Consider the following 14,519-nt stretch of genomic DNA (forward strand, 5'->3'; position numbering starts at 1 on the left):
CGGTCACGGAGGGTCAGGCAGCGGCCTCTCCTGCCCCGGTCAGACGGCGGCCGGCTCCCGGCGCCGCCCCCGGCGCTCGGCCGCGAGGACCGGGTCGAGCGCGGGGACGGCGGCGAGCAGCTGCCGGGTGTACGGGTCCTGGGGCGCGCCGTACACCTCGCCGACCGTGCCCTCCTCGACGACCCGGCCGGCGCGCATGACGGCGACCCGGTCGCTGACCTGCCGGACGACCGCGAGGTCGTGGGCGATGAACACGAGTCCGAGGCCGAGTTCGGCCTGGAGCTCCGCGAGCAGGGCGGTGACCTGGGCCTGGGTGGTGACGTCGAGCGCGGAGACGGGTTCGTCGCAGACGATCAGGCGGGGTTCGGCGGCGAGCGCGCGAGCGATGCCGACGCGCTGGCGCTGGCCGCCGCTGAACTCGTGCGGGTAGGCCCCGTACCGGTCGGGGTCGAGCCCCACCCGGTCGAGCAGCTCCCGCACCCGTCCCCGTATCCGGGTCTCGTCGCGCTCCCCCGCGACCCGCAGCGGGTCGGCGATCGACTCGCCGACGGAGCGCCGCGGGTTGAGGGAGGCGACCGGGTCCTGGAAGACCATCTGGAGCTCGCGCCGGTACGGGCGCAGTTCCCGCTCCGACAGGGCGCCGATCTCCACGCCCCCGTACCGGAGCCGGCCGCCCGTCGGATCGAGGAGCCGCACGAGCATGCGGCCGAGGGTGGTCTTGCCGCTGCCGGACTCCCCGACGACGCCGAGGGTCTCGCCCGCGCGGACGGTGAGGGACACCCCGTCGACGGCGGTCACGGCGGTCTTGCCCCGGCCGAACTCCCGCCGCAGCCCGACGGCTTCGAGGAGCGGCTCGCCCCGCGCGGCTCCCCCGGCGGACCCGGCGGGATCGCGCACGGCGGTCCGCGCCGGCCCGTCGGGCCGCGGTACGGCGGCGGTCCGCGCCGGCCCGTCCAGCCGGGGCACGGCGGCGAGCAGCCGGCGGGTGTACGGCTCCGCCGGCGCGCCCAGCACCCCGGCCACCGGCCCCCGTTCGACCTCGCGGCCGCCCCGCATGACGAGGACGTCGTCGACGCTCTCGGCGGCCACGCCCACGTCGTGGGTGACCAGGAGCAGCGCGGTGCCCGTCTCGCGCCGCAACTCGTGCAGCAGGTCGAGGATCTGGGCCTGCACGGTGACGTCGAGGGCGGTGGTCGGCTCGTCGGCGACGAGGAGCCGGGGCTCGCAGGCGAGGGCCATCGCGAGGAGGGCGCGCTGGCGCATGCCGCCGCTGAACTCGTGCGGGCGGGAGCGGGAGCGGCGGGCCGCGTCGGGGATGCCGACCCGGTCGAGGACCTCCACGGCCCGGGCACGGGCGGCCTTGCGCGATCCGGGGTGGTGGACGCGGTACACCTCGGCGATCTGGTCGCCGATGGCGTAGTAGGGGTCGAGGGCCGACAGCGGGTCCTGGAAGACCATCGCTGCGACGCCTCCGCGCAGCCGCCGCAGCTCGTCCGGGCCGGCCGTGGCCACGTCGATCCCGCCGACCCGCACGGTGCCGGTGACCCCGGCGCCGGTGCCCCGGTGGAGGCCGAGGAGGGCGCCGGCGACGGTGGACTTGCCGCTGCCGGACTCGCCGACGAGGGCGAGCGCGCGCCCCGCCTCCAGGGTGAAGGAGAGGTCGTCGACGGCCCGTACGGCGCCGCCGAACTCGACGGTGAGGCGGTCGACTTCCACGAGCGGGGCCGTGGTGCCGGGCCCGGGGTCCGGGAGCGTCATGACAGGGCGACCCTTCGGTCGGCGAGGGCGTAGAGGAGGTCGGCGACGACGTTCGCGAGGACCACGGCGACCCCGGTGAGGAGCACGATGCCCACGACGATGGGCAGGTCGACGTGGCGGACGCCGTCGATGAGGGTCTTGCCGAGCCCGGGGATGCCGAAGAGCGACTCGGTCAGCACGGCCCCGCCGAACATGGTGCCGAGGTCGACGGCGCTGAGCGCGATGACGGGCGGTACGGCGCCGCGCAGGGCGTGGCGGGCGACGACCGACCGCTCCCCCACGCCGTAGGCGCGGAAGGTGCGGATGTGGTCCTCGGCGAGCGTCTCCAGGGTGGAACTCCGGGTGAGCCGCGCGTATTTGGCGGATTCGAAAAAGCCGAGGGTGAGCCAGGGCAGCAGCATGTTCCAGGCCCACTGCTCGGGGTCCTCGCCCAGCGGCACGTACGTCGGGAAGGGCAGCCACCGGAGGTAGGCGCAGACCGCCATGAGCAGGAGCAGGCCCAGGATGAAGACGGGCGTGCCGGTGCCGGCGAGGGTGAGCACGGTGAGGGCCCGCTCGGTGATCCCGCCGCGGCGGAGCGCGGAGAGCAGCCCGGTGCCGATGCCGACGACGAGCCAGATCACCATGGCGCCGAGGGCGAGCGAGGCGGTGGCGCCGATGCGTTCCAGGATGACCTCGGTGACCTGCTGGTCGTTCTGGTACGACAGGCCGAGGCAGGGCGCGTCGCAGTGCTGGACGCCGGTGCCCGTGGAGTAGTCGCGGCCGGTGAGGACTCCCTGGAGGAAGTGCAGGTACTGGGTGGACACGCCGTCGTTCAGGCCGAGTTGTTCGCGCACCTGGGCGATCTGCTGCGGGTTGCAGCGTTCGCCGCAGGCGAGCCGCGCGGGGTCGCCGGGCACGACGTAGAACAGGGCGTAGACGAGGACGGAGAGCGCGAGGAGGACGAGCACGGCGCCCGCGAGCCGCTTCAGGACGTAGCGGGTCATCGGGAGGTCTCCTTTCGCGTGCCCACGCCGAGCCGGCCGGCCTCGCGCGGGTCGAGGGCGGTGCGGACGGCGTCGCCGAGCACGGTGAAGGCGAGCACGGTCACGAAGAGCAGTCCGGCCGGCAGCAGCACGTACGCCGGATCGGCCCGGAACCAGGTCTGCGCGGTGGACAGCATCTGCCCCCAGGACGGGGTGGGCGGGGTGACGCCCACCCCGAGGAAGGAGAGCGAGGCCTCGACCACGATGTTGGTGGGGACGAGGATCGCGGCGTACGTGATGACGGGCGCGGCGAGCGAGGGCAGCAGCTCGCGCCGCGCGGTCCGCCACCGCCCCGAGCCGGCGAGCCGTGAGGCGGAGACGAAGTCGAGGCTCTTGAGGGTGAGGGTCTGGGCGCGCACGATCCTGGAGGTGCCGGCCCAGCCGAGCAGCCCGATGACCAGGACGAGCAGCAGGGGGCGCGGGAAGTCGCGGGGCACCACGGCGGTGAGCGCGATGGCGAGGACGAGGAACGGCAGGGCGAGGAAGACGTCGGTGATCCGGCCGAGGGCGGCGTCGACCCAACGGTTGCCGAGTCCGGCGGCGAGGCCGACGAGCAGTCCGACCAGGACCTGGACGACGGTGGCGCCGACGGCGACGAGCAGCGAGATCCGGGCGCCGTACAGGAGGCGGACGAAAAGGTCGCGTCCGGTGCCGGGTTCGACGCCGAGCCAGTGGTCGGCGCTCGCCCCGCCGAAGGCGCCGTACGGGACGCCGCCGCGGGCCGAGTCGACGAGGTCGTCGTGGTACGTGGTCGGGTCCTGGCCCGTCAGGGCGGCGAGCAGCGGGGCGGCGAGGGCGAGGGCGACGAGTAGCAGGAGGACGGCGGCGGAGACGAGCGCGGCCGGCCGGGTGCGCAGCCGCCGCCAGGCCTGCCGGGCGGCGCCCGTGGCGGGGGTGCCCGCCACGGGCGCCGGCGTGTCGGTCAGCGTGGTCACTTGACCGCGACCTGCGAGATGTCGAGGACGCCGGTCCAGTCGCTGATGACGACGTTCTTGATGTCCTTGCCGACGAGCCGCTTGTAGACCGGGTGGAAGAGGGGCACGTCGAGCGCCTGCTCGCCGATCTTGCTGTCGAGGGCGCCCCAGCGGGCGGCGGCGGCCTTGAGGTCGGTCAGCTTGTTGATCGCGTCGATCTCGCGGTTGACCGCCGGGTCGTTCAGCTGGGCGTGGTTGTAGTTGGAGCCGTCGGCGACGATCTGGCGGCCGTCGAAGATCGGCGCGAGGAACGGACCGCCGGCGGGCCAGTCGGCGCCCCAGCGGGAGAGGAAGAAGCCGGGGGCGTCCTTGACGCTCCAGCGCTTCTCGTTGAAGGAGTTGGGCTCCTGGCCGTCGAGCTTGACGGTGATGCCGGCCTTGCCGAGCGCCTCCTGGACGGCGGTGGCGATCTCGGGGCTGGTGGCGCGGTTCTGGGCGGTGGAGTGCAGCAGCGTGACGGTGAGCCCGTTCGGGTAACCGGCTTCCTTGAGCAGTTCCCTGGCCTTCGCGGGGTCACCGGTCTTCCCGGCCGGGAAGTGGTCGTACGGCGTGAAGCCGAAGGCCTTCTGCTCGGGCAGGAAGGTGGTGGCCGGCTCGGCGAGGGCGGAGCCGCCGGCGGCGTTGACGACGCTGGTGCGGTTGACCGCGTACGAGATCGCCTGGCGGACCTTCGGGTTGTCGAAGGGCTTCACCTTGGGGTTGAAGGCGATGTAGTTGGTGAAGCCGAAGTGGCCGGTGCCGACGCGGGCGGCGAGCGCCTTGTCGGAGCCGATCTGGGCGAGTTCGGCCGGGCCGAGGTTGGTGTCCGTGGTGACGGCGGCGGCGTCCGCTCCGGAGGAGGTGGCGAGCCGCTGGTTGATGACGGCCTCGTCGAGTCCGGACTTGACGTCGATCCGGTCGGGGTAGGCCTTGCGCTCCTCGTCCGTCTTCGGGTCCCAGTGCTCGTTGCGCTCCAGGACGAGGTGCTCGCCGTCGTTCTTGTTCTCGACGACCTTGTACGGGCCGGAGGAGACGGGGTGCTCCTCGTACTTGGCGCCGGTGTCCTTGGCCTTGGGGACGGGGGCGAACTGGGTCTGGGTGGCGACGAACGGGAACTCGCCCTCGGCCTTCTTCAGCTTGAAGACGATGGTCCTGGCGTCCGGGGTGACGATCGAGGCGAGGCCCTTGGGGTCCTTGTACGACCCCTGGTACGTGTCGCCGCCGATCAGCCAGTCCCGCAGGTAGGGGGCGCCGCCGGAGAGCTCGGCCGCGAAGGAGCGCTCGATGCCGTACTTCACGTCGGCGCTGGTGATGGGCGTGCCGTCCTCGAACTTCAGGCCCTCCTTCAGCGTGTACGTCCACTCCGTGGCGTCCTTGTTGGGGCGGCCGGTGTCCGTCGCGAGGTCGGGGACGACCTGGGTGCCGGCGGCCCCCGCCTCGCGGTTGCGGGTGGTGAGCGTGCGGAAGACGAGGGAGGGGACGTTTCCGCCGCCGGAGGTGTAGAGCCGGGCCGGGTCGAAGTCGCTCTGGGCCTCGCTGTTGAGGACGGTCAGCGTGCCGCCCTTCTGCGGGGCGCCCGCGGCCTTGCCGGAGGTACCGCCCTCGGCGCCCGCGTCCTCGGGACCGCAGGCGGCGGCGCCCGAGGCCAGGACGACACTGACGGCGGCCGCTGCCACGCGGCGGGAAATGACGGACGGTTGACGCATCGGAGAAACCTCTCGGAGGACTGCGGGAAGGAAAAGGGGAATTCCACGCAGGCGACGGCGGGCGGAGTCGTCCGGGAGATCACGTCGACAAAAAGAAAAGCCGCGCCTGCGGGGAGGAAACACCCGGGCGCGGAAAGTCGTCGGTCTTACCGAAAGGAAAAGGAGCCGACGAACGCTCGGGCGGGCGTCAGCTACAGAGAATGTCGGACACGGTGTGTGCGGTCACGCCGATGAGCGCCAGCTCGATGGCGGCGCGATCGGATACGACGTGACGGTGCGACATGCCGAGAAATATGAACGAACACGCGAGCGATGTCAACGCGGACAGCGGCCGGAGTGAGACACGGGTCTCACCATGTGATCACCACGGGATCGGCGGGAACGTCAACTTCCGGGGTGCACCCAGGGGTTGGGGCGGCACGGAATCCCGTCGACGTTCAGGGACTTCGTCTGCTGCTGCATGACGGGCGCGAGCGACCCGGCCGTACGGCAGCTCACATGGCTGTGCCCGAGCCGGTGACCCACCTCGTGGTTGATGAGCATCTGGCGATAGGCGTGCATGGCCTTCGGTCCGAAGGTGTCCGATCCCTGCGCCCAGCGGAATGCGTTGATCATCACGCGTTCGGTGGAGGCGGAGTCGCACGACACGTTGTCGACCGTGGTGTCGAGACCGGACTTCCTGCACCAGGTCCCGGTGGTGCCGGGACTGGCGAGCGTGATGACGAACTCCGGCTCCCCACTGGAAATCCGCTCGAACTTCATCTCGCCGTTGCCGGCCCAACTGCGCTTGTCGTTCAGGGTCTTCTGCACGGCGTCGGCGAAGAGCCCGGCGTCGAGGCCGATCCCCTTCTCCACGTCGATCCGGTAGCGGATCAGACGCCCCTTGCCGGGCGCCTTCGCGAAGCCGGGCACGGCCTCGAAGGCGCCGGACCCCTTCAGCTTCGGATCGATCGGGAACTGCCGGGTCATCAGCTGCTCGTACGTCACCGGGGTGACGGCCGGCGCCGGGGTCGCCGGGACGACGCGGGCGTCGGAGCGCGAGGCGGAGGTGTCGTCCGCGGGGCGCTCGGCCGGCTGCTCGGCGGCACGGGTGACCGGCGGGGCCGTGTCCCGGTCGGCGACCTGCCCGGCGACGACGACGGCGAGGACCGTGGCGACGCCGGCGGCCGCGACCCCGGTGAGGGTGCGGCCGAGACCGCCCCGGCCCGCCGGGCCTTCCGACTCCGGGGCGTCGACGTCACCCACACGGCGCTGCCCGGGGACGAACGGCGCCTGGGCGTCGGCCCGTTCGGGCGCGGGAGCGGCGGCCCGGTGGGTGCCGCGCCGGCCTCCGTACGGGCCGGGCGGCGGGGCGGAGGCCTCGTCGTGCTGCGGATGGCCGCCCCGCACGGGGGTCCGGTAGGCGGGGATGCCGTGCGCCGGGGTGCCGGGCGTCCCGTGCGCCGGGGTGTCGAACGCCCCGCCCGCGTAGGCACCGGTCCCGTACGTGACACCGGTGCGGCCGGTACCGCCCGCACCGCTTCCGCCCGCACCGGTCCCGTACGCGCCGGCACCCTGACTACCACCGGAGTTCGCGCCGTAGCCGTACGTAGGGGTGCCGTGGGCCGGAGTGCCGTACGCCGGGGTCCCGTGGGCAGGAGTGCCATAGGCCGGGGTCCCGTGGGCCGGAGTGCCGGTGGCCTCCTGGCCGCCGCCCGGGGCCCTGCGTCGGCGTCCCGTCCCCGCCGGGGCGGGGGCCGGGGTCTGCGGCTGCGCCTGCTCGGCCGCCGGAGGTGCGGCGGGTGCGGAGCCGCCCTTGCGACTGTGTCGTCCCACGGTCCCGGATCAGCTCCTGCCGTGGTCGGCGATCAGGTCCCGCGCGGCCTGGGCGACCGTCTCGGGGTACTCCATCATCGCCACGTGCCCGGCGTCGGGAAGGGTCAGCAGGCGCGAGCCGCGGAAGGCGGCCGCGGCCTTGCGGGCCATCCGGTAGGAGACGAGCCGGTCACGACCGCCGTAGACGAGGAGCGTCGGGGCGAGGACGCGCTCGGCCTGCCGCCACAGCCCGTGCTGGCCGCCGAGCGTGTAGGCGTCGACGATGCCGCGCGAGGAGCGGGCCATCGCGTCCCAGAAGTAGGGGAGCTCCAGGCGGCGCTCCATCTCCTCGACGGCGTGCAGGAAGCCCTCGTCGGAGACCCTGAGGGGGTCCCCGTAGCAGAGGGAGAGGACACCGCGGACGCGCTGCTCGGGCGTCCAGTCCCGGGAGAGCTTCGCGAAGAGCGGGGCGACGCCCGGCACCGCGAGCATCACGGTGGGCCAGGCGGTGCGCTGGGCGCGCAGCTCGGGCAGCGCCGGGGAGATCAGCGTCAGGGTGCGGACCAGGTCGGGCCGGGCCGCGGCGACGCGGGTGGCGACGGCGCCGCCCAGCGAGTTGCCGAAGAGGTGGACGGGTCCGCGCCCGCCGGCGTCGAGGAGCCGGATGACCGCGCGGGCGTGCCCGCTGACCGAGTAGTTGCCGTCGTCGGGCGGCGGGGAGTCGCCGAAGCCCGGCAGGTCGAGCGCCTCGCCGTCCACCTGGTCCGCGAGCAGCGGCATCAGGGTGGACCAGTTCTGCGAGGAACCGCCGAGGCCGTGCACGTACAGCGCGGGCGGCAGGCCGGGACGGACGCCCGGCCGGGAGCGGACGGTGAGGGTGAGCCCGGGCAGCTCGACGGAGCGGAGCTCCTCGCCGTCGGCGACCCGTACGGCGCGGGGCATCGGCGCGGGTGGTGCGGCGGCGGGCCGTTTTTCCGGCAGCTCGGTCGACGACATGGCCGCAATATTACGAGACGATCACGCGGCTCCGTGTGTGGGTGCCGTCACAGGTGCGTGTGCGGCGGGGCGCGTGTGCTCCTAGGCTCGAAGAGAGGGCCATCGGAGAGGACCGCGACCCGCGTGCCGGAAGGAACCGCATGACTGTCGATCCGTCCGAGCCGGACACATTCGCCGAGGAAGAGGTCGCCTTGCTGGAGCAGGAAATCCCGGAGGCCGACGCTGCCGAGCAGCACACCGAAGTGCAGCAACGCGAGGACGAACCCGTCACCCATATCGAGCACGAGTCGGCGAACGAGGCAGACGCGTCCGAACAGGCGCGCGTGGTCACCCTGGACGAAGACGACTACCGCTGATTTGTTCGGTTTAATCTTGAATCGACTGTCGACCCGGACGTCCGGTCCGTGAAATTCTGCGTTCGCACCGCGCACAGCCGGGTTACCCAAAAGTACGATGGCGGCGCGGCGCGACAGCGCGCATGGATCGATTCTTGGGAGGCCGCGTGAGCGCCATCGAGCAGACAGAGGCAGCACGCCCTCGGGGCACGCGCCTGCCGCGACGTGCCCGACGGAACCAGCTGCTCGGCGCGGCCCAGGAGGTCTTCGTCGCCCAGGGGTACCACTCGGCCGCGATGGACGACATCGCCGAGCGGGCCGGCGTCAGCAAGCCGGTGCTCTACCAGCACTTCCCCGGGAAGCTCGAGCTGTACCTCGCCCTGCTCGACCAGCACTGCGAGTCCCTGCTCCTCGCGGTGCGCACCGCCCTCGCCTCCACCACGGACAACAAGCTCCGTGTCGCGGCGACGATGGACGCGTACTTCGCCTACGTCGAGGACGAGGGCGGCGCCTTCCGGCTGGTCTTCGAGTCCGACCTGACCAACGAGCCCGCGGTACGCGAGCGCGTGGACCGGGTGAGCCTGCAGTGCGCCGAGGCGATCTCCGACGTCATCGCCGAGGACACCGGCCTGTCCAAGGACGAGTCGATGCTGCTCGCCGTGGGCCTCGGCGGCGTCTCGCAGGTCGTCGCCCGCTACTGGCTGTCCAGCGAGTCCAAGATCCCCCGCGACAAGGCCGTCGGCCTGCTCACCTCGCTCGCCTGGCGCGGCATCGCCGGCTTCCCGCTGCACCCGGTGGACGGCCTGCTGAGCGCCGAGGGCCACTGAGCATTCCCGCGCGCTGTTCGCTCCTGGCGTGCCGCGGCTGCGCCGTGCGCGTCCCCTCACCGGGCTAATGTGTGCAGCGTACGGCGCAAACAATCGCGCAACGCTGACCGTTCGGAGGGACATAGCCGTGGAGGTCAAGATCGGCGTGCAGCACGCACCCCGGGAGATCGTTCTGGAGAGCGGGCAGTCCGCCGAGGAGGTGGAGCGCGCGGTGGCCGACGCACTGGCCGGCACGTCGCAGCTGCTCGCCCTCTCGGACGAGAAGGGCCGCAAGGTCCTCATTCCCGCCGAGAAGATCGCGTACGTGGAGCTCGGCGAGCCCGCCGTCCGCCGCGTGGGTTTCGGCGCGCTCTGAGCCAGGGAACGACGAAGGCCCGGTGGACCGTCTCGGTCCGCCGGGCCTTTCGCATTCCGGTCGTACGCCGTGCCGCGCGCCGTTCCGTACGGGCCCGGCCGCCGGGCCTCTCGCCTGCCCGTATGGCCACGTCAGGGTGGTACGGGAGGATTGCGTTCCGACCCTCGGGGGTAGGAGGTCTGCGACCGCACCACCCGCCCCGCAGCACCCCGCGAGGTGATCCCCCGTGTTCCTGGAAGCCCTCGGTTCGGCCCTGCTCGGCTTCGCCCTGGCCTGGGTCGCCGCGCAGCGGCTCGCCGACCGCCTCCCCGCCAGGGGGAGGGTCCTGACCACCGGCACGCTCGGCGGCGTGTTCGGCGCGCTCGTCACCCATGGGGCCCTGGGCCCCGGCCACTTCCTCGCCACGCTGCTGGGCGCGGTGGCGGTGGCGGCGGTCCTGCTGTCGCTGCTCGTCCGCCCGGCCGCCCGAAGGCTGCGCCGATCAGCGGCGGCGTGAGGAGCGCCGCCCGACCCGTCGGTCGTACCGGCTGAGGAGCCGTCCTTACGCGGCCAGGCCGAGCGCGGCCATCCGCTTGGTGTGCGCCTCGGTGATCCGGGAGAACATCCGGCCGACCTCGGCGAGGTCGAAGCCGTCCGCCACGCCGCCGACCAGCATCGTCGAGAGCGCGTCGCGCTCGGCGACCACGCGCTGCGCCTGCGAGAGCGCCTCGCCCATCAGCCGGCGCGCCCACAGCGCGAGCCGGCCGCCGACGCGCGGGTCGGCGTCGATGGCCGCGCGGACCTTCTCGACGGCGAAGTTGCCGTGGCCGGTGTCGTCGAGCACGGAGAGGACGAGCCCGCGCGTGTCGGAGTCGAGGCGGGCCGCGACCTCCCGGTAGAAGTCGCTGGCGATGGAGTCGCCGACATACGCCTTGACCAGGCCCTCCAGCCAGTCCGACGGAGCGGTCAGCCGGTGGAAGTCGTCCAGCGCCTTGGCGAAGGGCTCCATGGCCGTGGTCGGCTCGACGTCGACGGCCGCGAGGCGGTCCCGGAGCTGCTCGAAGTGGTGGAACTCGGCCGAGGCCATCTTCGCCAGCTCCGCCTTGTCCGCGAGGGTGGGCGCCAGCTTGGCGTCCTCGGCGAGCCGCTCGAAGGCCGCCAGTTCTCCGTAGGCGAGGGCGCCGAGGAGGTCGATGACGGCGGCGCGGTACTGCGGCTCGGCGGATGCCGTGGCCCAGTCCTCGGCGGCGATCCCGGTGGGTGTGGCGTTGTCAGGCGTCTCCATGGAGCGCACAATAGCCCGCTCGCGGTCCCCGGGAAGGCCCTGGTCAGTCAGTGTGACCGTGCCCTCATCACGTTTTCTCCCAACACACATGCGCGAATCCGGGGTACAGTGATAAAGCGCCTGCTGAGTATGCGGACATGCTTTCGCACGTTCGGACGTACCCCGTGGGCCGACTCATGAATGAGGATGCCCGGTCGGTGGCCCGATCGGCTCCGGCCCGACAGCCCTTCCGGCGGACCCGCGGAAGGGTCACCCTCAGCGGTACGACGCTCGAGCGACGGCAGTGGTCCCGTGCCACCCGGCAGTGATCTCCACGATCAGGCCGGAAGGATTCCGGCACGGTACGACCCCCTTCGTTCGCCTCGCGCCGCGTCTCACAGAAGAGGCAGCACCCTGACTACGACTTTCCGAGAGCTCGGAATCCTCCCCGAGACGGCCGAGGCCCTTGAGGCCGTCGGCATCGTCAACCCCTTCCCCATCCAGGAGATGACCCTCCCGGTCGCCCTCACCGGCACCGACGTCATCGGCCAGGCCAAGACCGGCACGGGCAAGACCCTCGGCTTCGGTCTGCCGATCCTGGAGCGCGTGACCGTCCCCATGGACGTCGAGGTCGGCCGGGCGAAGCCCGAGCAGCTGACCGACGCCCCGCAGGCCCTCGTCGTCGTCCCGACCCGCGAGCTGTGCCAGCAGGTCACCAACGACCTCCTGACCGCCGGCAAGGTCCGCAACGTCCGCGTGCTCGCCATCTACGGCGGCCGGGCGTACGAGCCCCAGGTCGAGGCGCTGAAGAAGGGCGTCGACGTCGTCGTCGGCACCCCCGGCCGCCTGCTCGACCTGGCCGGCCAGCGCAAGCTCGACCTGTCGCACGTGAAGGTCCTCGTCCTCGACGAGGCCGACGAGATGCTCGACCTGGGCTTCCTGCCCGACGTCGAGAAGATCATGAACATGCTTCCGCCGAAGCGCCAGACGATGCTGTTCTCGGCCACCATGCCGGGCGCGGTCATCGGCCTCGCCCGCCGCTACATGTCGCAGCCGACGCACATCCGCGCCACCTCGCCCGACGGCGAGGGCGTGACCGTCGCCAACATCAAGCAGCACGTGTTCCGCGCGCACTCGATGGACAAGCCGGAGCTGGTCTCCCGCATCCTGCAGGCCAACGGCCGCGGGCTCGCGATGATCTTCTGCCGCACCAAGCGCACGGCGGCCGACATCGCCGAGCAGCTGGAGCGGCGCGGCTTCGCCTCCGGCGCCGTCCACGGCGACCTCGGCCAGGGCGCCCGCGAGCAGGCCCTGCGCGCGTTCCGCAACGGCAAGGTCGACGTGCTCGTCTGCACCGACGTCGCCGCCCGCGGCATCGACGTCGAGGGCGTCACCCACGTCATCAACTACCAGTCGCCGGAGGACGAGAAGACGTTCCTCCACCGCGTCGGCCGCACCGGTCGCGCGGGTGCCAAGGGCACCGCGGTGACGCTGGTCGACTGGGACGACATCCCGCGCTGGCAGCTCATCAACAAGGCGCTCGGCCTCGACTTCCACGACCCGGTCGAGACCTACTCCAGCTCCCCGCACCTCTTCGAGGAGCTGGACATCCCGGCGGGCACCAAGGGCGTGCTGCCCCGCGCCGAGCGGACCCGCGCGGGTCTGGGCGCGGAGGAGCTCGAGGACCTGGGCGAGCCCGGCGGACGCCGTGCGCGCGGTCCGAAGCCGGCCGAGCGGACCGAGGAGCGCCCGGAGCGCACCCGGACCCCGCGTCAGCGCCGGCGCACCCGCGGCGGCGCCGACGACGCCCCGGTCTCGGTCGCCCCGGCGTCCGCGGCCCCGGCCGTCGAGGCGGGCACCACCACCGACGAGGCCCGGACCGAGTCCGGCCCCCGCACCCCGCGCCGTCGTCGTCGCACCCGCGTCGGCGTCCCGGGCACCGCGCCGGTGACCCAGGCCGCCCCGGCGGCCCAGGCCGCGCCGGTCGCCGAGGCCGCTGCGGTCGTCGCTCCGGTCTTCCAGGCCGCCCCGGTGGCCAAGGCTGCCGCGGTTGCTCCGGCGGCCCAGACCGCTGCCGCTGCTCCGGTCGTCCAGGCTGCTCCGGCGGCCAAGGCCGTCCAGGCTGCTCCGGTGGCCAAGGCCGCTCCCGTGGCGGAGGCCGCTCAGGCCTCCTCCGCCGCGGCCCCGGCGGAGGAGCCGAAGGCTCCCCGTCGCCGTGGCCGCACGCCCCGCCAGGCGCCGGTGACGGCCGCGCCCGTCGCCCAGGCCCCGGCGGCCCAGGAGCCGGCTCCGGCCCCGCGCCGTCGTCGTCCCCGCGTGGCCCGGCCGGTCGAGGACACCGGTTCGTTCCAGACCGTCGAGACCGCCGCGGCCGCCCTGCGCGCCGCCGCTCCGGCCGTCGTCGAGGCTCCGGCCGCCGAGACCCCCGCGGTCGAGGAGCCGAAGAAGGCCCCGCGCCGCCGGGCGACCCGGAAGGCCACCGGATCCCCGGTCGCCGAGCAGGTCGTCCAGCAGGCCGCCGCCCCGGTCGTCGAGGCCCCCGTGGCCGAGGCCACCGCGGTCACGGCCCCCGCGGTCACGGCTGAGGTCCCCGCCCCGCGCCGCCGCCGCGCGGTCCGTCCGGCCACCAACGCCCCGGTGGCCGAGGCGCCCGTCGCCGAGGCCCCCGTGGTCGAGGCCCCGGTCGCCGAAACGGTCGTCGAGGCCCCCAAGGCCCCGCGCGCCCGCCGTACCGCCCGCAGGCCCGCAGGCTCCCCGGTCACGGCCGAGACCCCCGTGGTCGAGGCCCCCGCCGCCGAGCCCGTCGCCGAACCGGTCGTCGAGGAGGCCCCCAAGGCTCCCCGCGCCCGCCGCACGGCCCGCAGGCCCGCAGGCTCCCCGGTGACCGCCGAAACCCCCGTGGTCGCCGAGGCGCCCGTCGCCGAGCCGGTCGCCGAAACGGTCGTCGAGGAGGCCCCCAAGGCCCCGCGCGCCCGCCGCACCGCCCGCAAGGCCGCAGGCTCCCCGGTCACGGCCGAGACCCCCGTGGTCGAGGCCCCCGCCGCCGAGCCCGTCGCCGAAACGGTCGTCGAGGAGGCCCCCAAGGCTCCCCGCGCCCGCCGCACCGCCCGCAAGGCCGCAGGCTCCCCGACGACCGCCGAGGCCCCCGCGGCCGAGGCCGTCGCCGCCGAGCCGGTCGTCGAGGAGGCCCCGAAGGCCCCCCGTCGCCGCACGGCCAAGAAGGCGGCCGTCGCGGAGGCCGTGGTCGAGGCGCCGGTAGCCGAGGAGGCCCCGAAGGCTCCCCGTCGCCGCGCGGCGAAGAAGGCGGTCGCCGCCGAGGCGCCCGACGCCTCCGAGCCGAAGGCGCCGACGCGCCGCCGTACGACCAAGAAGGCCGCGGCCGCCGAGGCCGAGGCTCCGGCGGCGGAGGAGGCCCCCAAGGCTCCGCGCCGTCGCACCACGAAGAAGGCGGCGGCCCAGCCCGAGAGCTGATCCCCGCCCCACCCGTCACACCCGTGCGGCCCGGTCCCCCCTTTGGGACCGGGCCG

Annotated in this window: 13 protein-coding genes; 5 read left to right on the forward strand and 8 right to left on the reverse strand. The window is 73.7% G+C overall.

What is annotated here, in order from left to right; translation table 11 throughout:
• Window positions 1-39 precede the first annotated feature (39 nt).
• From MRBLMG1_RS08860 to MRBLMG1_RS08890, 7 genes are all read right to left on the reverse strand, one after another.
• Entirely contained in the window at window positions 40-1,758 is a 1,719-nt protein-coding gene (locus MRBLMG1_RS08860) for a dipeptide ABC transporter ATP-binding protein (RefSeq protein ID WP_367822448.1), read from the reverse strand.
• Entirely contained in the window at window positions 1,755-2,744 is a 990-nt protein-coding gene (locus tag MRBLMG1_RS08865) for an ABC transporter permease (protein WP_367822450.1), read from the reverse strand. Before MRBLMG1_RS08865 ends, MRBLMG1_RS08860 begins: the two co-directional genes overlap by 4 nt.
• Window positions 2,741-3,718, reverse strand: coding sequence for an ABC transporter permease (locus tag MRBLMG1_RS08870; protein ID WP_367822452.1), 978 nt, complete (start codon window positions 3,716-3,718; stop codon window positions 2,741-2,743). Before MRBLMG1_RS08870 ends, MRBLMG1_RS08865 begins: the two co-directional genes overlap by 4 nt.
• Window positions 3,715-5,442, reverse strand: a complete 1,728-nt coding sequence (locus tag MRBLMG1_RS08875) for an ABC transporter substrate-binding protein (protein ID WP_367822454.1) — start codon at window positions 5,440-5,442, stop codon at window positions 3,715-3,717. The genes MRBLMG1_RS08870 and MRBLMG1_RS08875 overlap by 4 nt, the downstream gene beginning before the upstream one ends.
• 187 nt (window positions 5,443-5,629) lie before the next feature.
• Window positions 5,630-5,725 (reverse strand): Ms4533A family Cys-rich leader peptide, encoded by a 96-nt coding sequence (locus MRBLMG1_RS08880; protein WP_324611690.1) that lies wholly within the window; start codon window positions 5,723-5,725, stop codon window positions 5,630-5,632.
• Between the two features lie 101 nt (window positions 5,726-5,826).
• A complete protein-coding gene (locus MRBLMG1_RS08885; RefSeq protein WP_367822456.1) occupies window positions 5,827-7,257 on the reverse strand; it encodes a DUF3152 domain-containing protein in 1,431 nt (476 codons plus the stop codon).
• A gap of 9 nt (window positions 7,258-7,266) precedes the next feature.
• A complete protein-coding gene (locus tag MRBLMG1_RS08890) occupies window positions 7,267-8,232 on the reverse strand; it encodes an alpha/beta fold hydrolase (protein ID WP_367822457.1) in 966 nt (321 codons plus the stop codon).
• Window positions 8,233-8,372: 140 nt separating this feature from the next.
• Here MRBLMG1_RS08890 and MRBLMG1_RS08895 point away from each other — a divergent pair, with 140 nt between their 5' ends.
• The 4 genes from MRBLMG1_RS08895 to MRBLMG1_RS08910 all read left to right on the forward strand — a co-directional run bounded on the left by MRBLMG1_RS08895 (window position 8,373) and on the right by MRBLMG1_RS08910 (window position 10,245).
• Complete coding sequence (locus tag MRBLMG1_RS08895) at window positions 8,373-8,588, forward strand: hypothetical protein (RefSeq protein WP_367822459.1); 216 nt, start codon at window positions 8,373-8,375, stop codon at window positions 8,586-8,588.
• A gap of 146 nt (window positions 8,589-8,734) precedes the next feature.
• A complete protein-coding gene (locus MRBLMG1_RS08900) occupies window positions 8,735-9,394 on the forward strand; it encodes a TetR/AcrR family transcriptional regulator (protein ID WP_367822461.1) in 660 nt (219 codons plus the stop codon).
• 127 nt (window positions 9,395-9,521) lie between these two features.
• Entirely contained in the window at window positions 9,522-9,749 is a 228-nt protein-coding gene (locus MRBLMG1_RS08905) for a DUF3107 domain-containing protein (protein ID WP_367822463.1), read from the forward strand.
• A 226-nt stretch (window positions 9,750-9,975) separates the two neighbouring features.
• A complete protein-coding gene (locus tag MRBLMG1_RS08910; RefSeq protein WP_367822465.1) occupies window positions 9,976-10,245 on the forward strand; it encodes a hypothetical protein in 270 nt (89 codons plus the stop codon).
• A 45-nt stretch (window positions 10,246-10,290) separates the two neighbouring features.
• Here the strand turns inward: MRBLMG1_RS08910 and MRBLMG1_RS08915 are convergent, their stop codons facing one another.
• On the reverse strand, window positions 10,291-11,013 hold the full coding sequence (locus MRBLMG1_RS08915; RefSeq protein WP_367822467.1) for a ferritin-like fold-containing protein: 723 nt from the start codon (window positions 11,011-11,013) through the stop codon (window positions 10,291-10,293).
• A gap of 486 nt (window positions 11,014-11,499) precedes the next feature.
• Between MRBLMG1_RS08915 and MRBLMG1_RS08920 the strand changes: the two genes are divergently transcribed.
• Entirely contained in the window at window positions 11,500-14,463 is a 2,964-nt protein-coding gene (locus MRBLMG1_RS08920) for a DEAD/DEAH box helicase (protein WP_367822469.1), read from the forward strand.
• Window positions 14,464-14,519 lie beyond the last annotated feature (56 nt).

Origin of the sequence: Streptomyces sp. LMG1-1-1.1, from assembly GCF_040815545.1 — a bacterium.
In the GTDB taxonomy this organism is placed as follows: Bacteria; Actinomycetota; Actinomycetes; order Streptomycetales; family Streptomycetaceae; genus Streptomyces.

What these genes read in the sequence shown, in the direction of transcription:
- MRBLMG1_RS08860 (WP_367822448.1), bottom strand. Translation starts at nt 1,758, where the DNA reads ATGACGCTCCCGGACCCCGGGCCCGGCACCACGGCCCCGCTCGTGGAA.
- MRBLMG1_RS08865 (WP_367822450.1), bottom strand. Translation starts at nt 2,744, where the DNA reads ATGACCCGCTACGTCCTGAAGCGGCTCGCGGGCGCCGTGCTCGTCCTC.
- MRBLMG1_RS08875 (WP_367822454.1), bottom strand. Translation starts at nt 5,442, where the DNA reads ATGCGTCAACCGTCCGTCATTTCCCGCCGCGTGGCAGCGGCCGCCGTC.
- MRBLMG1_RS08880 (WP_324611690.1), bottom strand. Translation starts at nt 5,725, where the DNA reads ATGTCGCACCGTCACGTCGTATCCGATCGCGCCGCCATCGAGCTGGCG.
- MRBLMG1_RS08890 (WP_367822457.1), bottom strand. Translation starts at nt 8,232, where the DNA reads ATGTCGTCGACCGAGCTGCCGGAAAAACGGCCCGCCGCCGCACCACCC.
- MRBLMG1_RS08895 (WP_367822459.1), top strand. Translation starts at nt 8,373, where the DNA reads ATGACTGTCGATCCGTCCGAGCCGGACACATTCGCCGAGGAAGAGGTC.
- MRBLMG1_RS08915 (WP_367822467.1), bottom strand. Translation starts at nt 11,013, where the DNA reads ATGGAGACGCCTGACAACGCCACACCCACCGGGATCGCCGCCGAGGAC.
- MRBLMG1_RS08920 (WP_367822469.1), top strand. Translation starts at nt 11,500, where the DNA reads ATGACCCTCCCGGTCGCCCTCACCGGCACCGACGTCATCGGCCAGGCC.